Consider the following 20,472-nt stretch of genomic DNA (forward strand, 5'->3'; position numbering starts at 1 on the left):
GTGACCCCCGAGGACCTGGAGTTCCTGCACACCGCCGCCGGACGCGACCTGCTCGACCTCGCCGCCGGCCTGGCGTGGTCCCGCGCGGACCTCGTGGCCTCGACCGCCGCCGTCCGGCGCGCGGATCCCGTGCACGCGGCGGCGGCGATCGACGTCGTCACCGCCCGGGCGCGCGCGAGGGGTCGAATCCGGGGTGCCGGGGCGATGCTGCTCACCGACGAGGCCGTCCAGCAGGCCACCGCGTGGCCCGTCGCGGCCCTGCGGGCCGGGCGCCTGGCAGGACGGGACGTCCACGACGTCACCTGTTCCGTCGGCGCCGAGCTCACCGAACTCGTCCGGACGGCCGACCGGGTGATCGGCTCGGATCTGGATCCGGTCCGCGCGCGGATGGCGGCCCACAACGTCCCCGACGCACTCGTATGCGTGGCCGACGCGCTCGCCCCGCCCAGCCGCGACGCGGTCCTGTTGGCGGACCCCGCCCGCCGTTCCGGGGGCCGTCGGGTCCACGACCCGGCGCGGCTCAGCCCGCCGCTGCCCGACCTGCTCGCCGTCGCCGCCGACCGCGACCACGTCATCAAGTGCGCGCCCGGCCTCGACACCTCGGTGCTCGACCACTGCGGGGAGGTCGAACTGGTGTCCCTCGACGGCTCGGTGCGGGAGGCGTGCCTGTGGTCGCCGGGCCTGTCCGCGGGTGTGCGCCGCCGTGCGACCGTGGTCCGCACCACCGCCGCCGACGCGGCCGGACCGTGGGGACCACCGCGCCTCGTCGCGGACGGGGTCGCGGTCCACGTGGAGGAGGTGACCGACGGCGACGACGACGAGGTGGACGCCCACGAGGAGGCCGAGCGGTTCATCGTGGACCCCGACGGGGCGGTCGTCCGCGCCGGACTCGTACGGCACTGGGCCCGCCGCCACGGGCTCCGTCAGCTCGACCCGAGGATCGCCCATCTGACCGGGCCACGGGTCCCGGACGGCTACACCGGGTTCGAGGTGCTCGAGAAGTGCAGGCTCGACCGCAAGCAGCTGCGTCGCGTGCTGCGCCGGCGAGACTGCGGGTCGTTGGAGATCCTCGTCCGCGGCGTCGACACCGACCCGGACGTGCTGCGACGCTCGCTCTCGCTCAGCGGGTCACGGCCACTCGCGCTGGTGGTGACCCGGATCGGCAGCTCCGCCGTGGTGTTCGTGTGCGGGCCGCGCACCGCTCACTCGAACACGTAGAGGGCGCCCACCGCGGTCGTCAGCGCGATCCGGCCATCCGCGTCGACGCTGAGTCCCGAGACCGGGCCCGTCGCGGCGGGCACCTCGATCCGGTGGAGGGTGGCGCCGTCGGCGCCGTCGAGCAGGTGGACCGCGATGCCGGGCTCGTCGTCGGATCCGCCCGAGCGCACGGCCACCAGCACCCGCCCGTCCGGCGTCGCGGCGGGGTTGGTGAGCTGGCGCAGGTCGTCCCGGCGCCAGACCACCCGGCCGGTTCCGTCCTGCCCGCGAACGGCCACCACCGGCGCCGGGCCCGCGTCGTCGTCGTGGTCGTCGTCGGGTCCCCTCCACACGGTCGTCGTGCGACCGCCGCTGACCACGGTGCCGTCGGGCAACAGGGCGGGCGGCGTGTCCGGCCGGTACCCGACGGGGGCGGTCCACAGGGCCGCGCCGTCGGACGTCGAGTACGCGGCGAGACCGCCGTCGGCCGCGTGGACGTAGACCTCGTCCCGGTCGTTCGACAGCACCACCGGCGTCCCCAGGCGCCCGTCGGGCAGGGGTGCACGCCACAGCACGTCGAGGGCGGAGAACTCACCGGCGACCAGTCGCACCGCCACCAACTCCGGATCGTCGGCGCCCGGCGTCCACGCGGTGAGGTAGGCGGTGGCCGTGTCCGTGTCCACGGCCGCGGGGGCGGGGACCGGACAGCCCCGCTCGCCGGTCGCGCACCACGGGATCCCGTACGCCGGGTCGTCCGTGGAGATGTCGCCGGCGATCCGCAGTTCGGGCGTGACGTCCAGACCGGTGTGGGCGTTGATCACCCGTGCGGCCCCCAGGTGGGACACGAGCAGCAGGTGGCGTCCGTCCAGCAACGTCACGGTGGTGGGCACGCCCCGGGTCGCGGCGGTCCAGCGGTTCTCGCCCTCGGCCGTCAGGGCGCCGACCCCGCCGTAGAGGGGCACGAACAGCGAACCGCGCCCGTCGACTGTCGCGGTGATCCGCGGCCCGTCGGTCGGCAGGCGCAGACACCACCGCTTGCGACCGTCGTCGGCGGTCAGTGCGAAGAGATTGCACCCGCGGTCGGAGATCGTGGCCTGGAACGACGTGCCGATGCCGTCCGAGGAGGCCACGCCGACCGCGGGCGCACCGAGGGCGCGCGACCACAGCAGCCCGGGGGCGTCCGAGACCGGGGAGTGTGCGCGTCCGGAGTTCGGCGGGCCACCCGCGAGCGAGGACCAGCTCGCGGCCTGGCCCAGGCGGGCGCCGCCACTCTCCGCGTCCGAGGCGCACCCGGCGGCCACCCCCGCCGCCAGAGCGACGGCGACCAGGGCCCGCGCGGTGCGCGGTGTCAGTGCCGGTGTCGGTGCCGGTGCCGGTGCCACAGGTCCCCCCGTCGAGTCGAGACAGTCACACGAGAGAGTAGTCCGCCACCCGCCGCCCACCCGACCGGCGCTCCGATGTGGCGGACGCGGGGACCGACGTGCAGGGGTGCGGGGCGGGGGAATCACGGATCGCGGAGTGCACTCCGCGGCTACCGTGACGGGCATCACCCGTGCCCACGGAAGGCGGCCACACCCCGATGACAGCGAACTCCGGACTCGACACCGCGCTCACCCCGCTGAGCTTCCTCGAGAAGGCCGCGCGCGTCTCACCCGACGCCACCGCGGTCGTCGACGGCCCGCGCCGTCAGACCTACGCCGAGTTCGCCGACCGGGCCACCCGGCTGGCCTCCCTGCTGAAGATGCGCGGCGTGGCGCGCGGTGACCGGGTGGGCGTCCTGGCGCCGAACTCGGCCGAGGCGCTGCTCGCGCAGTTCGGCGTCCCCCTCGCGGGCGGCGCCGTGGTCGCGCTCAACACCCGCCTCGCCCCGGCCGAGATCGCCTACATCGTGGAGCACGCCGGGATCGCCGTCCTCATCGCCGACGCGGAACTCCTCGCGGGGCTGGGCGACGAGGTCCCCGACGCGCTGCGTCTCGTCCTGGTCGCCCCGGACGCCGACGGCACGCAACCCGACCCGGCCCGCTTCGGCCCGCGCGCCGAGGCTCTCGAGGACGCCCTCGCGTCCGCCTCTCCTCAGCCGGTCTCGTGGACGGTCGCCGACGAGGACTCCGTCATCGCGGTCAACTACACCTCCGGCACCACCGGCCGACCCAAGGGCGTCATGTACACGCACCGGGGCGCCTACCTCAACTCCCTCGGCGAGATCGTCACCCAGGGCCTGGACGCCGACTCGAAGTACCTCTGGACGCTGCCCATGTTCCACTGCAACGGGTGGTGCACGACCTGGGCGCTGACCGGTGCGAGGGGGACCCACGTGTGTCTGCGCGCCGTCCGCGGGGACGAGATCTGGAGACTGTTCGACGACGAGGGGGTCAACCGCCTGGCCGGTGCACCAGCCGTGTTGTCCACCATCGCCGACGACCCGGCCGCCCGGCCGATCGACGGGATCCGCATGGTCACCGCCGGGGCGCCGCCCTCGCCGACCATCCTGCGCCGCTTCGAGGACCTCGGCATCGACGTCACCCAGGTGTACGGACTGACCGAGACCTACGGCCCGTTCACGGTGTGCACCCCGCAGCCCGGATGGGCCGACCTGGATCCGGACGAGCGGGCCGGGCTCAAGTCGCGCCAGGGCGTCGCCATGATCCACGCCGACACCGTGCGTGTGGTCGAGCGCACCTCACCGGGGGAGAGCCGGCTGGTCGACGTCCCCGCCGACGGCGTGACCATGGGCGAGGTCGTCATGACCGGCAACGGGGTCATGAAGGGGTACTTCGGCGACCCCGAGGCCACGGCCACCGCGTTCGCCGGCGGGTGGTTCCACTCCGGCGACCTGGGCGTCATGCACCCGGACGGATACGTGCAACTGCTGGACCGCGCCAAGGACGTCGTGGTCTCCGGCGGCGAGAACATCTCCACCATCGAGGTCGAGCAGGCGGTCGTGTCCCACCCCGACGTGGTCGACTGCGCGGTCGTGTCCATGCCCGACGAGAAGTGGGGCGAGCGTCCCAAGGCCTACGTCGTGGTCCGGCCGGGCTCCACGCTCGACGAGGCCGCCGTGATCGAGCACTGCCGGACCAGGATCGCGCGCTACAAGGTGCCCGGTGCGGTGGAGTTGACCGAGGCCCTGCCCCGGACGTCGACCGGAAAGGTCCGCAAGAACGAACTGCGCGACGCCGCCTGGTCCGGCTGGGACAAGCGCATCAACTGAACCACCCGCCCCACCCGGTGGCCGCCGACCGGGCGCCGTGCCCCGCCACCGACCGCCCCGGCACCGTCACCGCGGCCACGGCCGCGTTATTGTGTCTGGCAGGACCACAATCCGGTGCGCCCGGTCTAGACGGGGGCGCACCCCGCCCCGACTCGCAGGAGGTCGACGCAGGCCCATGACGAACATCGTCGTACTGATCAAGCAGGTTCCCGACACCTATTCCGAGCGCAAGCTCACGGACGGGGACTACACCCTGGACCGCGAGGCCGCGGACGCGGTCCTGGACGAGATCAACGAGAAGGCCGTCGAGCAGGCGCTCCAGATCAAGGAGGCCCACGGCGGCGAGGTGACCGTCCTGTGCGCCGGTCCGGACCGCGCCACCGAGGCCATCCGCAAGGCCCTGTCCATGGGCGCCGACAAGGCCGTCCACCTCAACGACGAGGCCCTGCACGGTTCCGACGTCGTCCAGACCTCGTGGGCCCTGGCCAACGTGCTGGGCACCATCGAGGGCACCGAGCTGGTCATCGCCGGCAACGAGGCCACCGACGGCCGCATGGGTGCCGTCCCGGCCATCCTCGCCGAGTACCTCGGCCTCCCGCAGCTGACGCACATGCGCACCCTGGAGATCGCCGACGGCGTCGCCAAGGGCGAGCGTGAGACCGACGAGGGCATCTTCGAGGTCGAGGCCACCCTGCCGTGCGTCGTCTCCGTCGGCGAGAAGATCAACGAGCCGCGGTTCCCGTCCTTCAAGGGCATCATGGCCGCCAAGAAGAAGCCGGTCGAGTCCCTCACGCTGGCCGACGCCGGCGTCGAGGCCGCCCAGGTGGGCAAGGACAACGCCGCGTCCAGCGTCACCTCCGCGAGCCCCAAGCCGCCGCGCGCCGCCGGCGAGAAGGTCACCGACGAGGGCGAGGGCGGCAACGACGTCGCCAAGTACCTCGTGTCGCAGAAGCTCATCTGACGCGAACTCACCCCGACCGACTCATCCCAGTCTTTTTCAAGGAGAATCCACCATGGCTGAAGTCCTCGTCGCGGTCGAGCACGTCGACGGCGAACTCAAGAAGGTGTCCCTCGAGCTGCTGACCGCCGCTCGTGCCCTCGGAGAGCCCTCCGCGGTCGTCTTCGGTGAGACCGGCACCGCCGCCGCGCTCACCGATGCCCTCAAGGAGGCCGGCGCGGAGAAGATCTACGTCGCCGAGGGTGACGCGGTCCAGAACTACCTCGTCACCCCCAAGGTCGACGTCCTGGCCGGCCTCGCCGAGCAGGGTGCGGCCGCGATCGTCCTGGCCGCCACGTTCGAGGGCAAGGAGGTCGCGGGTCGTCTCGCGGCCCGCACCGGCTCCGGCACCCTGTGTGACGTCGTGGAGATCAAGTCCGACGGTTCGGCCGTCCACTCGATCTTCGGTGGCGCCTTCACCGTCGAGGCGACCGTCTCCGGCGAGACCCCGATCTACACGCTGCGTCCGGGCTCCGTCGAGGCCTCCCCGGCCGCCGGCGCCGGCGAGGTCGTCGAGGTGCAGGTCCCCGAGCCCGAGAACGCCGCCAAGGTCATCTCGCGCAACCCGATCGTGGGCGGCGACCGCCCCGAGCTCACCGAGGCGACCGTCGTCGTCTCCGGTGGTCGTGGCGTCGGCTCCGCGGACAACTTCGAGAAGGTCGTCGAGCCGCTCGCCGACTCGCTCAAGGCCGCCGTCGGCGCGTCGCGCGCCGCTGTGGACTCGGGCTACTACCCGGGCCAGTTCCAGGTCGGCCAGACCGGCAAGACCGTGTCGCCGCAGCTGTACATCGCCCTCGGTATCTCGGGCGCCATCCAGCACCGCGCCGGCATGCAGACGTCGAAGACCATCGTCGCCGTCAACAAGGACGAGGAGGCCCCGATCTTCGAGATCGCGGACTACGGCATCGTCGGCGACCTGTTCAGCGTCGCCCCGCAGCTCACCGAGGCCATCAACGCTCGTAAGTGAGCAGGACGCACCGCGTCCACCAGCGTCGCCCGGACCCCGGCACCCCTGCGGTGCCGGGGTCCGGCGCGTTCGGGCGTATCCTTGCCAGCGATATGCCCACCACCCGCTCTGTGCACTATCTCGACCACGCCGCGACCACCCCGATGCGCGCGGCGGCCGTCGACGCCTACGCCGAGGCGTCCTCCTCGGTCGGCAACGCGTCCTCGCTCCACGGCTCCGGACGCCGCGCCCGCCGCCGCGTCGAGGAGGCCCGCGAGTCCCTCGCGCACCACCTCGGCTGCCGACCGTCCGAGGTGGTGTTCACCTCCGGCGGGACGGAGTCCGACAATCTCGCCGTCCTCGGGCAGGTGGGTGCCTCGGCGGGCGACGTGGTGGCCGTGGGGGCCACCGAGCACCACTCCGTCCTCGACGCCGCCGCCCACCTGGCCACCGACCGGGGCGGCCGGAGGGTCGTCCGGGTGTTGCCCGTGGACCCCCGCGGCGCCGTCACCCCGGCAACGGTCCGCGACCTCGCCGACGAGCTCGGCCCGCGACTGGCCCTCGTCGCGGTGATGCTCGGCAACAACGAGATCGGCACCCTCACGGATGTCGCGGCGGCGGCCGGCCCGGCCCGCGCGGTGGGCGCGGCCGTCCACACCGATGCCGTCCAGGCCGTCGGGCACGTCCCGGTCGACTTCTCCGGCCTCGGCGTGACCTCCCTCAGTCTCTCCGCGCACAAGTTCGGTGGACCGCTCGGCGTCGGTGCGTTGCTCCTCGACCGCGGTGCCGACTGCGTGCCGATCGGGTACGGGGGTGGCCAGGAGCGGGACCTGCGGTCCGGATCCGTGGACGTGCCGGGGGTTGTCGCGATGGCCGCCGCGCTCGGGGAAGCGGTCCGTGAGATGGAGTCCGAGGCCCTGCGTCTGAGCCGGTTGCGCGATCGGCTCGTCGCCGGGGTGCTCGCCGAGGTCCCCGGTGCGATCGCCAACGGGGGCGGGGAGCGCCTGCCCGGCATCGCCAACCTCACCTTCCCCGGCTGTTCCGGCGAGTCGCTCATCCTGCTGCTCGACGCCGCCGGGATCGAATGCTCCACGGGCTCGGCCTGCACCGCCGGGGTGGCCGAGCCGAGTCACGTCCTGCTGGCCCTGGGTGCCGACGAGGCCGCTGCCCGCAGCAGTCTGCGCCTGAGCCTGGGGTACACCACCACCGAGGACGACGTCGACGCCGCCGTCGCGGCCATCGGGCCCGCGGCCGAACGCGCCCGCGTCGCCGGCCTCGGGCTCGCCCGCACCGGGATGGCCGCATCATGAGGGTCCTCGCCGCCATGAGCGGGGGAGTGGACTCCGCCGTCGCCGCCGCCCGAGCCGTCGCCGCCGGACACGATGTCGTGGGCGTCCACCTCGCACTCAGTGCGGATCCGGCGACCCTGCGAACGGGATCGCGCGGGTGCTGCTCGCGGGAGGACGCGGGGGACGCCCGCCGGGTCGCCGACCTGCTGGGCATCCCGTTCTACGTGTGGGACTTCGCCGAGCGCTTCCGTGCCGACGTGATCGACGACTTCGTCGAGTCCTACGCCCGGGGTGAGACCCCCAACCCGTGCCTCCGGTGCAACGAACGCATCAAGTTCGAGGCCCTCCTCGACCGGGGCATGGCGCTCGGCTTCGACGCGGTCGCCACCGGCCACTACGCGCGGTTGTCGTCCGAGGAACTGCCCGACGGCACCCGGCGGCCGGTCCTGCGCCGCGCCGTGGACGACGCCAAGGACCAGTCGTACGTCCTCGGAGTGCTCACCCCGGAGCAGCTCGCTCACTCGATGTTCCCCCTCGGGGATTCACTCAAGTCGCAGGTCCGCGCCGAGGCAGAGGCCGGCGGGTTGCCCGTCGCCTCCAAGCCCGACAGCCATGACATCTGCTTCATCCCGTCGGGCGACACCCGCGCCTTCCTCGGGGCGCGTATCGGCATGCGCCCCGGCGCTGTCGTCGACGCCGACACCGGCGACGAGCTCGGCCGCCACGAGGGAATCCACGGGTTCACCATCGGCCAGCGCAAGGGCCTCGGGGTCAGCGGCCCCGCGGCGGACGGCCGCCCCCGCTACGTCACCGCGATCGACGCCGACAGTGGCACCGTCACCGTCGGTGGCGCGGACCACCTCCTCTCGTCCGGCATGACCGCGTCCTCGCCCTACTGGCTCGTCGACGACGACATCCGCGAGACCGACTGCCTGGTGCAGATCCGCGCCCACGGCGAGGCGACCCCGGGCCACGTCCGACGCCTCGGCGACGGACCGGATGCCCGGCTCGAGATCACGCTCGAGAAGCCGATCCGCGGCGTCGCCCCCGGGCAGGCCGCCGTGCTGTACCGGCCCGAACCGGGCGGCGAACGCGTGCTGGGCAGCGGCACCATCTCCGCGTCCCGCCCGGCCGCCGAGAGCGCGTGACGTCTGTGGGACCGTCCAGCACCGGAGCCGGCCCCATGCCCGGCACCGACCCGCGGGAATCGGCGCGGGTGATCATGGGGGAATGCCATGCGCTGCCGTTCCTGCCCGAGCTGCCGGATCGCGGCCCCGGGGCCGACCAGGTCGGCCGCACGCTGGCGATGCTCGCCGACCTGCCGGTCGACGTCTCGCCACGCGGATGGCGACTCGCCGACGCCCCGGGCCGCCTCGCCCGTCGGGCCGCCGACTTCCTCGACCGGGACGCCGACGCCCTCGAGGAGGCCGACGAGCAGGCCCGGGATCCCGAGGGGGATCCCGCCACCGACTCCCGCCGTCTGCAGGTCCGCGTGATGGGCCCGTGGTCCCTCGCGGCCGGGGTGGAACTGCCCGGCGGATTCCCCGTGCTCAGCGACCGCGGTGCCCGGCGAGACCTGGCAGCCTCCCTGGCGGAGGGCGTGAGTGGGCGAGCCGTGCGGCTGGCGGGCCGGGTACGGGCGGGCGCACGGATCCTGGTGGACGAGCCCCTGCTCTGGCATGTCGCCGCCGGGACGGTCCGCTCGCCCAGCCGTCTCGACCCGATCGCGGCCGTCCCGCCTGATCAACTAGCCCTGTCGCTCTGCCGGTTCGCCGATGCGCTCCGCGACGCCGGGGCCGCAGAGGTCCTGATCCGGCTCCCGGTCACCTCCGACCCTGGGGCACCTCCGGTCTGGGAGGTCGTCAGCGACCCCCCGCGGGGTGAGACGCCTCTCGACGGGGTGTGCCTGGCGACCGCGCCGCTGCACACAGCCCGGTCGCATGCCGCGCTGGATGCAGCCGGGACGGTCCTCGGTAACGGCGGGATCCTCCACCTGGAGGGTCTACCCGGCGGCGGCCCGCCGCCACGCACCGTGGCGGAGGCCGAGGACACCGCAGTGGGACTGCTGGCTCTGCTCGACCGACTGAGCGCGCCCAGGTACTCCACCCTGGACCGCGTCATCCTCACGCCCACCGCCGAGGAGACCTCGACCGGTGAGGGCCGAGCCGCGGCCGCCCTCCGGGGCGCCCGTCTGGTGGCCGAGACCACCCCGCGGGTGGCGGAGTAACAGACGACGCGGAGTAACAGACAACGCGGCGCTACAGCACTGCCATCGGCCAGAGGGTGTTGACGTCGGACGAGTCCTTGCCGGACCGCTCGAGGTACGCGACGAAGTCCCGCTGGCGCGTCTCGTGCCAGCTCGCCTGGCGCGCATTGACCTCCCGCCAGTCCGGACCCGACAACTCCGGCTGTCCGCCGAGCATCTTCCACGCCAGCCGGGCGGCGGCGAGCGCATCCGCCGCGGCCTCGTGGGCGCTGTCGAGTCGTACCCCGTGTAGACCGCACAGGGCCTCGAGCGTCCGCTTGCCCTTCCGGTAGGGATCCACCGCGCGGTCCACGACGTACGGGTCGATCACGGGACCGAGGATCTCGAACGACGGGTCCCACCGTCGCAGGATCGTCAGGTCGTAACAGGCGTTGAACACCACCAGCGTGCGTCCCTCGCCCCATCCCCGGCGGATGGCGGCCACCGTCTCGGCGATGACCTCGGCGTGCGGACGGCCGTTCTCGCGGGCATGAGCCGTGGTGATGCCGTGGACCGCCGTCGCCCCCTCGGGAATCTCTATCCCGGGATCCGCGAGCCAGTTCCGTTCCTTCTTGTGCCGCCCGTCTATCGCGATGAGGGCGGAGGAGACGACGTGGGCGGTCCGGGGGTCCGGGCCGGTGGTCTCGAGGTCGAACGCGAGCAGTCGGTTCCGGTCGATGGCGAGCGGCTGTGTGTGGGTTGTCATGGGCTCACCGTAGGGCAGCGCTCCGACATCGAGGCCTCGCCCGGCATTACCCTGTCCTCGTGAGCCTTCCCGATGACACCAGTCAGCCCGTCGGCACGGGGGACATCCCGCCCGAGGTGCGGCAGGAGTGGACCGAGCTCGCGGAGACGGTCCGCGATCACCAGTTCCGCTACTACGTCAAGGACGCGCCCATCGTCTCCGACGCCGAGTTCGATCGGCTCTTCGACGAGTTGCAGGCGCTCGAGCTGAAGCACCCGGGGCTGCGGAGCGCCGATTCGCCGACCCAACTTGTCGGCGGTGGCTTCTCGACGGATTTCGCCCCGGTCGAGCACCTCGAGCGGATGACCAGCCTGGACAACGTGTTCTCCGAGGAGGAGCTGCGTGACTGGGTCGCCTCCGCCGTCGAGCAGGCGGGCGTGCCGGAGGACCGGCTGCCGTTCCTGTGCGAGGTCAAGATCGACGGCGTGGCCCTGGACCTGGTCTACCGGGACGGGAAGCTGGTCAGCGCCGCCACCCGGGGTGACGGGCGAACGGGGGAGGACGTGACCCTCAACGCGCGGACCATCGACGACATCCCGGTCACGCTCACCCCGTCGGACGACCGCCCGCTGCCCTCGCTCATCGAGGTGCGGGGCGAGGTGTTCTTCCGGCTCGAGGACTTCGCCGAGCTCAACGCCCGTCTCGTGGCCGAGGGCAAGGCACCGTTCGCCAACCCGCGCAACAGTGCGGCCGGGTCACTGCGCCAGAAGAACCCGGCCATCACCGCCCAACGCCGACTCGGCATGTACTGCCACGGTCTCGGCGCGGTCGAGGGCGCGACCTTCGAGAGCCTCCACGACGTCTACCTCGCCCTCGCCGAGTGGGGCCTGCCCGTCTCACCGCACACCGCGCCCGCCACCGGGGTGGAGGAGGTGGTCGAGCGGATGAGGTTCTGGGGTGAGCACCGCAGCGACCCCGAACACGAGATCGACGGGCTCGTGGTGAAGATCGACGACCGCGCGGTCCAACGCCGACTCGGCCAGACCTCCCGGGCGCCGCGGTGGGCGATCGCCTACAAGTACCCACCGGAGGAGGTCATGACGGAACTACTGGACATCCGGGTCTCCGTCGGGCGCACCGGGCGGGTCACCCCCTTCGCCCACATGCAGCCGGTCACGGTCGCCGGTTCGACGGTCTCGTTGGCCACCCTCCACAACCAGACCGAGGTGATCCGCAAGGGCGTGTTGATCGGCGACACGGTGGTGATCCGCAAGGCCGGTGACGTGATCCCCGAGGTCCTCGGCCCGGTGGTCGAGCGGCGCGACGGTACCGAGCGCGAGTTCGTCTTCCCCGAACGTTGTCCGGAGTGCGATACGGTCGTGGCCCCGGCGAAGGAGGGCGACGCCGACTGGCGCTGCCCCAACCAGCGTTCCTGTCCCGCCCAGCTGCGGGAGCGGCTGTTCTATCTGGCCTCGCGCAACGCCCTGGACATCGAGGCGCTCGGGTACGAGGGCGCCTCGGATCTACTGACCAGCGGGGTGCTCGTCAACGAGGCCGGACTGTTCGACCTCACCGAGTCCGACCTGCTCAGGACAGACCTCTACACCCGCGTCGACAAGGCCACCCGCAAGCAGATCGAGGCGGGGGCCGAACCCGAACGCACCGTGCTCACCGAGAACGGTCGCAAGCTGCTGGCCAACCTCGCTACCGCCCGGGACCGACCGCTCTGGCGGGTACTGGTCGCGCTGTCGATCCGACACGTGGGCCCCACGGCCGCGCGCGCCCTGGCGACCCGGTTCGGGACCATGGAGGCCATCCGCGCCGCGTCCGAGGAGGAACTGGCGGAGACGGACGGGGTCGGGTCGACTATCGCGGCCTCGGTGGTCGAGTGGTTCGACATCGACTGGCACCGCGAGATCGTCGACCGGTGGACCGCCGCCGGCGTCTCGATGGCCGACGAGCGTGACGAATCGATCCCGCGGACGCTCGAGGGCCTGACGATCGTGGCGACCGGCTCACTCGAGGGTTTCACGCGCGACGGCATCAAGGAGGCGATCATCGCCCGCGGCGGTAAGGCCTCCGGGTCGGTCTCCAAAAAGACCGACTACGTGGTGGTGGGCGACAATCCGGGGTCCAAAGCGGCCAAGGCCGAGGAGTTGGGCCTGACGATCCTGGACGAGGCCGGCTTCGTCGACCTGATGGACAACGGTCCGGCCGGGGCGGGGGAAGGGGACCTGGACCCTGAGTCGGACACGGAACCGGAGCAAACCGACCCGTGACCCCGGTGACGCCCCTCGCCCAGTTCCCCTGGCCGCTGTTCCTCGGAGCGGGTGTCGGTCTCGCGCTCGCGGTCGGTGTCTCCCTCCGTGGTCTGCGGGGCGAGGGTCCCGGGCGCCTCCTCTCGGTGTCGGCCTCCGCCGTGGCGGGGGCATCGACCGGAGCGTTCGCCGGACTGGTGTGGCTCTGGGTCGGCCCGATGTCGAACCCGGTCTCCTGCCTCTACTCCTGTAACGAAGTCGCGCAGTTCCTGTCGAACGAACAGTTCCGTCAGATCGTCCTCATGACGGACCTGGCATGGGCCCTGCCGGTCACGGCGTTCCTCTTCGCGGCGGTCGCGGTGTGGTCGTGGCGACGCGGACCCCGCCGCTGACCGACATCCGTGCCGGACCGGCGTCGAGGGAGCGGCGGGCCCGCCCGGTCAGCCGGCGTCGAGGGAGCGCAGGATCCCCGTGAGGTACCCCAGCCGAGCGACCTCGGACGGCCTGAACGAGGGACCGCCCGGTCGGCCCACCACGAGAATGTGCCCCGAGTTCAACGGCGCGGCCGCGAGCGAGGTGTCCATGGCCGTCCACTCCGCCGGCACGCCGTCGTCGTCGTCATCCAGTGCGGTCACCCGCTCCAGGCCGCACAGTACGGAGACCTCGCCGCCCTCCCACATCGGTGCGGACTCGCCCCGCGCGATCAGACGGCACCGTGCGTCCGCGGTCACCTCCACGACCAGCGCCCAGCCGACGCGCAGCGCGGCAGGGAGCTCGTCGGCGAGCAGTTGGGAGGCCCCGGCACCCGCCCCGGCGACGGCGTCGATGAGCTCGAGTTCCCGATGGGCGTCGAGGATCCCGCCGAACGGCCGCAGGGAGTCCACCATCACGCCGTCCAGGCGCTCGGCGGCGGTGATGAGGGCGTCCGGGAAGGTGCCGTGCGGGACCTCCACGACGATGTCGTCGACGGCGACCCCGTCGAACCGGTCCACCACGTCGAGGCTGATGATGTCCGCGTCCACGGTCCCCAGCGCCACCGCGAGGGAGCCGAGACTGCCCGGTCGGTCGGGCAACATGACACGGAGCAGATAAGACATGACGCCCATTGTGCCGCACGCATTCGGGCTGACTAGGCTGGGCCGGTACCGACCACGTCACGGAAAGGGGCAGGCACGTGACCTCGATCTCACGCGGGGACGTCGCGCATCTGGCCAGGCTCTCCCGCCTGGAACTGAGCGACTCCGAGCTGGACTCGTTCGCACAGCAGCTCACCGACATCCTCGACCACGTGCAGGCGGTGTCCGAGGTCGCCGCGGAGGACGTGCCCGCGATGAGCCACCCCACCGCGATCACCAACGTCTACCGCGACGACGTGGTCACGCCCGGCCTCACCCCGGAGCAGGCACTCGACCAGGCCCCGGCGGCCGACGAACAGCGCTTCGAGGTTCCGCAGATCCTGGGGGAGGACGCATGACCGAGCTCACCACCGCCACCGCCGCCGAGCTGGCCGGGCGGATCGCCGCGCGGGAGGTGTCCTCGGAGGAGGTCACCCGGGCGCACCTGGACCGTATCGACGAGGTCGACGGCGAGATCAACGCCTTCCTCCACGTGGGCGCGGACGAGGCCCTCCGGGCGGCCCGGGACGTCGACACCCGACTGGCGGCCGGCGAGGAACTCGGACCCCTGGCGGGCGTGCCCATCGCCCTCAAGGACGTGTTCACCACCACCGACGCCCCCACCACCTGTGGCTCACGGATCCTCGAGGGTTACCGTTCGCCGTACGACGCCACGGTCACCGCGCGACTGCGCGAGGCGGGGATCCCGATCCTCGGCAAGACCAACATGGACGAGTTCGCCATGGGGTCCTCGACCGAGAACTCGGCCTACGGCCCCACCCGCAACCCGTGGGATCCGAGCCGCACCCCCGGTGGTTCCGGCGGTGGCTCGGCCGCGGCGCTGGCCTCGCACCAGGCCCCGATCGCCATCGGTACCGACACCGGCGGGTCGATCCGCCAGCCCGCCGCGCTCACCGCGACGGTCGGCGTCAAGCCCACCTACGGGACGGTCTCGCGCTACGGTCTCGTCGCCTGCGCGTCGTCCCTCGACCAGGGCGGCCCCTGCGGCCGCACCGTCGAGGACACCGCGCTGCTGCACCAGGTCATCGCGGGGCACGACCCGCGCGACTCGACGAGCCTCGACGTGGCGGTCCCGGACGTCGTCGCCGCCGCCCGTGAGGGCGCGAAGGGTGACCTGACGGGCCTGCGGGTGGGCGTGGTCACGGAGTTCTCCGGCGAGGGCTACCAGCCCGGCGTCGAGGCGTCGTTCCGCGGCGCGGTGGACACCCTGCGCGACCTGGGTGCCGAGATCGTCGAGGTCTCGTGCCCCAACTTCCGCTACGCGCTGCCCGCCTACTACCTCATCCTCCCGTCCGAGGTCTCCAGCAACCTGGCACGCTTCGACGCCATGCGCTACGGCCTGCGGACCGGTGACGGGTCGGCCGACCAGGTCATGGCCGCCAGCCGCGAGGCGGGCTTCGGCCCCGAGGTCAAGCGCCGCATCATGCTCGGCACCTACGCCCTGTCGGCCGGGTACTACGACGCGTTCTACGGCCAGGCCCAGAAGGTGCGCACGCTCATCGCACGCGACTTCGATGCCGCCTACAAGAAGGTCGACGTCCTGATCTCGCCGACCACGCCGACCACCGCGTTCCCGCTCGGGGACAAGGTCGAGGACCCGGTCGCGATGTACCAGTTCGACCTGTGCACCCTGCCGCTGAACCTGGCCGGTCACTGCGGGATGTCCGTGCCGTCCGGTCTGGTCGAGGGCCTGCCCGCCGGTCTGCAGATCATGGCGCCGGCACTCGCCGACGATCGTCTCTACCGGGTCGGGGCCGCCTACGAGGCCGCGAGAGGCGCGATAGCGTGACGACCGTCCCCGAGAGGGACGCATGGAAGGCGCTCGCGGCACTCGTCATCGGGTTCTTCATGATCCTGGTGGACCAGACGATCGTGGCGGTGGCCACCGACGCGTTCGTCACCCAGCTCGGCGCCACGACCAACCAGGTCATCTGGGTGACCAGCGCGTATCTGCTCGCCTACGTGGTGCCGTTGCTGTTCACCGGTCGGCTGGGGGACCAGATCGGGCCGCGACGGGTGTCGATCGCGGGCCTGGTGCTGTTCACCGGCGCCTCCCTGTGGTGCGGGTTGGCGCCCGACATCGAGACCCTCATCGTGGCGCGGGTGTTCCAGGGCTTCGGCGCGGCACTGCTCACCCCGCAGTCGCTCAGTGTCATCACCCGGGTGTTCGCGCCCGCGCGCCGCGGCGCGGCCATGGGTGCATGGGGTGCGGTGGCGGGTATCGCCTCCGTGGTCGGCCCGGTCTTCGGCGGTGTGCTCATCGACGCGTTCGACTGGCGGTGGATCTTCTTCGTCAACATCCCGTTCGGTGTCCTCGCGGTGGTGTTGGTGTGGCTCTGGGTCCCGGTGCTGGAGACCAGGTCGCGCTCGTACGACATAGCCGGGATCGTCCTGTCCGCCGTGGGCATGTTCCTGCTGGTGTTCGGGATCCAGCAGGGTGAGGAGCACGGATGGGGCGGCACCACCGCCGGGTTCATCGCGGCGGGCGTGGCGGGTCTGACCGTGTTCGTGTGGTGGCAGTCCCGCGTCCGCACCGAGCCGCTCGTACCTCTACGACTGTTCCGGGACCGCAACTTCTCGATCGGCACGTTCGGCGTCTCGACGATCGGCTTCGTCACCGCCGGCACGATGGTGCCGCTCATGTTCTACCTCCAGGGGGTCAAGGAACTCAGCCCGACCCGCGCGGGGATGATGTTGCTGCCCATGGCCCTGATCGCGGGTGTTCTGGCGCCGTTGGTCGGACGCTGGGCGGATCGTCTCGATCCGCGGATCTTCACGGGCATCGGCTACTTCTCGTATGCGGTCTCCCTGTTCTGGCTCGCGCTGGTGATGGACGCCCAGACCTCGATCCCCGTCCTGCTCGGTCCGATCGCCCTCATGGGGGTGGCCAACGGGTGTGTGTGGGCGCCGACGTCGTCGACCGCGATGCGACGCCTCGAGTTGGCGTCGGCGGGCGCGGGATCCGGTGTCTACAACACCACCCGCCAGGTCGGGGCGGTGCTGGGGTCCGCCGCGATCGGCGCGGTGGTACAGGCCCGGTTCGTGGCCCACGGTGACATCGGCCAGGCGGTGGCCGACGCGATGTTCCTCCCCGCTGTTGTCGTCCTGCTGGGAGGTCTGGCCACCATGGCGTTCCGTACCGGTGAACAGTCGGTGAGCCCGGGGCGGTGACCGCCGCGATGCGGGGCGGGCGGACCTAGACTGCGGGGTAACCGAGAGGAGCTCGACGTGCGTATAGGTGTACTGACCGCCGGCGGCGACTGTCCGGGACTCAACGCGGTCATCCGCGCTTTGGTCCGCACCGCCAACTCGGAGTACGACTCCCCGGTCCTGGGCTTCCAGGACGGGTGGTCCGGGCTGGTGAACGACCGTGCCGTGCCGCTGTTCGACGACGAGGGCATCGATCGCATCCTGCTCCGCGGTGGCACGATCCTCGGAACCGGCCGACTGAACCCCGACATCCTCACTGCGAGCCTGCCGGTCATCCGCCAGACCCTCGAGCGGCACGCGATCGACGCGCTCGTCGCGATCGGCGGAGACGGCACGCTCAAGGCGGCCCGCTGGCTGACCGAGAACGGCATCCCCGTGGTGGGGGTGCCCAAGACCATCGACAACGACGTCGGCGGCACCGATTACACCTTCGGCTTCGACACCGCCGTCTCGATCGCCTCCGATGCCATCGACCGGCTGCACACGACGGCGGAGTCGCACGAGCGGGTCATGCTCGTCGAGGTGATGGGCAGGCACGCCGGGTGGATCGCACTGCACGCGGGCCTGGCGTCCGGTGCACACATGATCGTGATCCCCGAGGTCCCGTTCGACATCGACTACGTGTGCAAGGTGATGAAGCGCCGGTTCCAGATGGGGGAGGCGTACGGGATCTGCGTGGTCGCCGAGGGGGCCACGCCGGTCGAGGGTTCCGGCATGACGTTGCGCGAGGGAGGCAACGACCAGTTCGGCCACGAGGTGTTCACCGGGGTGGCCGACCAGATGGCCGCGGCGATCAAGGAGCGGATGAACCGCGACGTCCGGACGACCGTGCTCGGCCACATCCAGCGCGGCGGTACGCCGACCGCGTACGACCGCGTGCTCGCGACCCGTTTCGGGGTGCACGCGGCGCACGCCGCGCACCGGGGGGATTTCGGTCAGATCGTCGCGCTCCGCGGGGAGTCGATCGAGATGGTGCCGGTAGAGGACGCGGTCGCCGTGCTCAAGACCGTCCCGGAGGACCGCTACCGCGAGGCCGCATGCCTCTTCGGCTAGATTGTTCCGCATGGAGTTCACCGAGGTCGTGTCACGTTTCGATCCCGTCATGGGCATGGAGGTGCACGTAGAGCTGCACACCAACACCAAGATGTTCTGCGGGTGTCCCACCGCGTTCGGGGCGGATCCCAACACCCAGGTGTGTCCGGTGTGCATCGGTCTGCCGGGCGCGTTGCCGGTGGCCAACCGCCAGGCGGTGGAGTGGGCCATCAAGATCGGCCTGGCGCTGAACTGCTCGATCGCGCCGTACAGTCGGTTCGCCCGGAAGAACTACTTCTACCCGGACCAGCCGAAGAACTACCAGATCTCGCAGTACGACGAGCCCATCGCCCACGACGGGTACCTCGACGTGCAGCTCGAGGACGGCAGCACGTGGCGCGTGGAGGTCGAGCGCGCGCACATGGAGGAGGACACCGGCAAGTCCACCCACGTCGGGTCCGCCACCGGTCGCATCCACGGCGCCACCCACTCGCTGCTCGACTTCAACCGCGCGGGCGTGCCGCTCATCGAGATCGTCTCCAAGCCGATCGTCGGTGCGGGGGAGCGGGCACCCGAGATCGCGCGCGCCTACGTCACGACGCTGCGTGATCTGCTCCGGAGCCTCGACGTGTCCGACGTCCGGATGGACCAGGGCTCGATGCGCTGCGATGCGAACGTCTCGTTGATGCCGAAGGGCGCCACCGAGTTCGGCACCCGCACCGAGACCAAGAATGTCAACTCCCTCCGCAGCGTCGAGATCGCGGTCCGCCACGAGATGTGCCGCCAGGCGGACGTGCTCACCGCGGGTGACGAGGTTGTGCTCGAGACGCGGCACTTCCACGAGTCGGACGGCACCACCACCTCGGGCCGGCCGAAGGAATCGGCGGAGGACTACCGCTACTTCCCGGAGCCGGATCTCGCGCCCGTCGAGCCGACCGAGCAGCTCATCGAGGAGATCCGCGCGACACTGCCGGAGCTGCCGTGGGTGCGCCGCGCACGGGTCCAGGCGGACTGGGGCGTCTCGGACGAGGAGATGCGCGACCTCGTCAACGCCGGGGCCCTCGACCTGATCCTCGCCACGGTCGACGCGGGCGCTCCGGCCGCCGAGGCCCGCTCGTGGTGGGTGTCGTACCTGACCCAGCAGTCCAACAAGCGCGGCGTCGCGCTCACCGAATTGGAGATCTCGCCGGTGCAGCTGGCGCGCGTGATCGAGTTGGTCGCCGAGGGCAAGCTCACCAACAAGCTCGGCCGCCAGGTCGTCGACGCCGTCCTCGACGGCGAGGGCGAGCCGGACCAGATCGTCGCCGACAAGGGCCTCGAGGTGGTACGCGACGACTCGGCGCTGCAGAAGGCCGTCGACGACGCCCTGGCCGCGCAGCCCGACATCGCGGAGAAGATCCGTTCGGGCAAGGTCCAGGCCGCCGGTGCGATCGTCGGTGCCGTCATGAAGGCGACCCGCGGTCAGGCCGACCCGGCGCGCGTGAAAGAGCTGGTTATCGCGGCGTGTAACTGAAACTCGCACGGTAGCTGAATCGGCACGGCAACTGAATCGGAGCGGTAGCGAAATCGGCACGGCCACCCACGCCGACTGACCATGGCTATGCGGACTGATCGCCCTCGGTCGCGTCATCAGGGCGGAGTCGCCGGTCGGTACCGGTGGCGTTCGGCCGGGTGGTGCCTGGCGGGTTGGTGAGGTGGCCGTCGTCGGCGGTGAGGCGGTCGAGGTGTTCTCGCCATTGGTGTTCGAGGATGTGGTTGCGTGCCTGGGCCAGGGGGCCGGTGGGGTTGGTGTGGTGTTCGTGGCCGGTTTCGGTGATGATGGTCAGCTCGCCGAGGGGGCCGGGGCGGTAGGCGCAGTGGCCGAAGGTCTTCTCGCGGTGGTGTTTGCGGCAGAGGCACATCAGGTTCCACTCGGCGGTGGGGCCGCCCAGTTCGGGGCGCCTGTGATCGAACGCGATGACGTGGTCGATCTCGCAGTCGTGGGCGTCGACGGTGCATCCGGGGTGGCGGCAGGTCCCGTCGCGTAGTCGGATCCGTTCGGCCAGGGCCGGGGTGATGAAGTATTTGAGGATTGCTTCGGGGGCGTCGAGGGTGCCGGGGGCGGGGTCGATGAGTTCGAACCGGACGGTGGCGTCGCCACCGGAGAGGATCTCCTCGCACAGCCAGTCGAAGCTGGCGTAGGCGCCGTTGACGAACTGGACCTGGTTGGGCAGTCCTTGGGCGATGGTGTTGATGACCGAGATGCGGACGGGCTTGTCGGTGCCCC

The 20,472-nt window shown here is 71.6% G+C and carries 18 protein-coding genes; 14 read left to right on the top strand and 4 right to left on the bottom strand.

Going from position 1 to position 20,472, the window contains the following annotated elements; translation table 11 throughout:
* Positions 1-1,218, top strand: coding sequence for a THUMP-like domain-containing protein (locus AC3DEV_RS08325; protein ID WP_488371792.1), 1,218 nt, complete (start codon positions 1-3; stop codon positions 1,216-1,218).
* On the opposite strand, the gene AC3DEV_RS08330 is transcribed toward AC3DEV_RS08325, so the two are convergent.
* Entirely contained in the window at positions 1,203-2,579 is a 1,377-nt protein-coding gene (locus AC3DEV_RS08330) for an outer membrane protein assembly factor BamB family protein (RefSeq protein ID WP_488371793.1), read from the bottom strand. The genes AC3DEV_RS08325 and AC3DEV_RS08330 overlap by 16 nt on opposite strands.
* Before the next feature lie 197 nt (positions 2,580-2,776).
* On the opposite strand from AC3DEV_RS08330, the gene AC3DEV_RS08335 reads away from it, so the two are divergent.
* The 6 genes from AC3DEV_RS08335 to AC3DEV_RS08360 all read left to right on the top strand — a co-directional run bounded on the left by AC3DEV_RS08335 (position 2,777) and on the right by AC3DEV_RS08360 (position 9,867).
* Complete coding sequence (locus AC3DEV_RS08335) at positions 2,777-4,408, top strand: AMP-binding protein (RefSeq protein WP_120283575.1); 1,632 nt, start codon at positions 2,777-2,779, stop codon at positions 4,406-4,408.
* A gap of 175 nt (positions 4,409-4,583) precedes the next feature.
* Entirely contained in the window at positions 4,584-5,369 is a 786-nt protein-coding gene (locus tag AC3DEV_RS08340; RefSeq protein WP_067718293.1) for an electron transfer flavoprotein subunit beta/FixA family protein, read from the top strand.
* Positions 5,370-5,421: 52 nt separating this feature from the next.
* The gene (locus tag AC3DEV_RS08345; RefSeq protein ID WP_488371794.1) at positions 5,422-6,372 is read left to right on the top strand and encodes an electron transfer flavoprotein subunit alpha/FixB family protein; all 951 of its coding nucleotides are present in this window, start codon (positions 5,422-5,424) and stop codon (positions 6,370-6,372) included.
* A 92-nt stretch (positions 6,373-6,464) separates the two neighbouring features.
* Positions 6,465-7,661, top strand: coding sequence for a cysteine desulfurase family protein (locus AC3DEV_RS08350; RefSeq protein WP_488371795.1), 1,197 nt, complete (start codon positions 6,465-6,467; stop codon positions 7,659-7,661).
* Positions 7,658-8,788 (top strand): tRNA 2-thiouridine(34) synthase MnmA, encoded by a 1,131-nt coding sequence (gene mnmA / locus AC3DEV_RS08355; protein WP_396467080.1) that lies wholly within the window; start codon positions 7,658-7,660, stop codon positions 8,786-8,788. Before AC3DEV_RS08350 ends, mnmA begins: the two co-directional genes overlap by 4 nt.
* Positions 8,789-8,823: 35 nt before the next feature.
* The gene (locus tag AC3DEV_RS08360) at positions 8,824-9,867 is read left to right on the top strand and encodes a uroporphyrinogen decarboxylase/cobalamine-independent methonine synthase family protein (protein ID WP_488371796.1); all 1,044 of its coding nucleotides are present in this window, start codon (positions 8,824-8,826) and stop codon (positions 9,865-9,867) included.
* Between the two features lie 31 nt (positions 9,868-9,898).
* On the opposite strand, the gene AC3DEV_RS08365 is transcribed toward AC3DEV_RS08360, so the two are convergent.
* Positions 9,899-10,591, bottom strand: coding sequence for an exonuclease domain-containing protein (locus AC3DEV_RS08365; RefSeq protein WP_154827800.1), 693 nt, complete (start codon positions 10,589-10,591; stop codon positions 9,899-9,901).
* A gap of 59 nt (positions 10,592-10,650) precedes the next feature.
* On the opposite strand from AC3DEV_RS08365, the gene ligA reads away from it, so the two are divergent.
* Positions 10,651-12,849: an NAD-dependent DNA ligase LigA gene (ligA, locus tag AC3DEV_RS08370; RefSeq protein ID WP_488371797.1), complete on the top strand. Its 2,199-nt coding sequence runs from the start codon at positions 10,651-10,653 to the stop codon at positions 12,847-12,849.
* Complete coding sequence (locus AC3DEV_RS08375; RefSeq protein ID WP_488371798.1) at positions 12,846-13,220, top strand: hypothetical protein; 375 nt, start codon at positions 12,846-12,848, stop codon at positions 13,218-13,220. Before ligA ends, AC3DEV_RS08375 begins: the two co-directional genes overlap by 4 nt.
* A gap of 48 nt (positions 13,221-13,268) precedes the next feature.
* Here AC3DEV_RS08375 and AC3DEV_RS08380 read toward each other — a convergent pair whose 3' ends face one another.
* Positions 13,269-13,925 (bottom strand): ACT domain-containing protein, encoded by a 657-nt coding sequence (locus tag AC3DEV_RS08380; protein ID WP_096907214.1) that lies wholly within the window; start codon positions 13,923-13,925, stop codon positions 13,269-13,271.
* 77 nt (positions 13,926-14,002) lie between these two features.
* Between AC3DEV_RS08380 and gatC the strand changes: the two genes are divergently transcribed.
* The 5 genes from gatC to gatB are packed head-to-tail and all read left to right on the top strand — an operon-like array spanning position 14,003 to position 19,719.
* The gene (gatC, locus tag AC3DEV_RS08385; protein WP_067718272.1) at positions 14,003-14,302 is read left to right on the top strand and encodes an Asp-tRNA(Asn)/Glu-tRNA(Gln) amidotransferase subunit GatC; all 300 of its coding nucleotides are present in this window, start codon (positions 14,003-14,005) and stop codon (positions 14,300-14,302) included.
* Positions 14,299-15,753, top strand: coding sequence for an Asp-tRNA(Asn)/Glu-tRNA(Gln) amidotransferase subunit GatA (gene gatA / locus AC3DEV_RS08390; protein WP_488371799.1), 1,455 nt, complete (start codon positions 14,299-14,301; stop codon positions 15,751-15,753). The genes gatC and gatA overlap by 4 nt, the downstream gene beginning before the upstream one ends.
* Positions 15,750-17,135 (top strand): DHA2 family efflux MFS transporter permease subunit, encoded by a 1,386-nt coding sequence (locus tag AC3DEV_RS08395; RefSeq protein ID WP_472982447.1) that lies wholly within the window; start codon positions 15,750-15,752, stop codon positions 17,133-17,135. The genes gatA and AC3DEV_RS08395 overlap by 4 nt, the downstream gene beginning before the upstream one ends.
* Before the next feature lie 57 nt (positions 17,136-17,192).
* On the top strand, positions 17,193-18,227 hold the full coding sequence (locus tag AC3DEV_RS08400) for an ATP-dependent 6-phosphofructokinase (RefSeq protein WP_182636289.1): 1,035 nt from the start codon (positions 17,193-17,195) through the stop codon (positions 18,225-18,227).
* A gap of 10 nt (positions 18,228-18,237) precedes the next feature.
* Positions 18,238-19,719: an Asp-tRNA(Asn)/Glu-tRNA(Gln) amidotransferase subunit GatB gene (gatB, locus tag AC3DEV_RS08405; protein ID WP_488371800.1), complete on the top strand. Its 1,482-nt coding sequence runs from the start codon at positions 18,238-18,240 to the stop codon at positions 19,717-19,719.
* Positions 19,720-19,804: 85 nt separating this feature from the next.
* Here the strand turns inward: gatB and AC3DEV_RS08410 are convergent.
* The coding region (locus AC3DEV_RS08410; RefSeq protein WP_488371801.1) for an HNH endonuclease signature motif containing protein at positions 19,805-20,472 on the bottom strand (668 nt) is incomplete at its 5' end.

It is taken from the genome of Dietzia sp. IBK-p2-15D, from assembly GCF_057773105.1.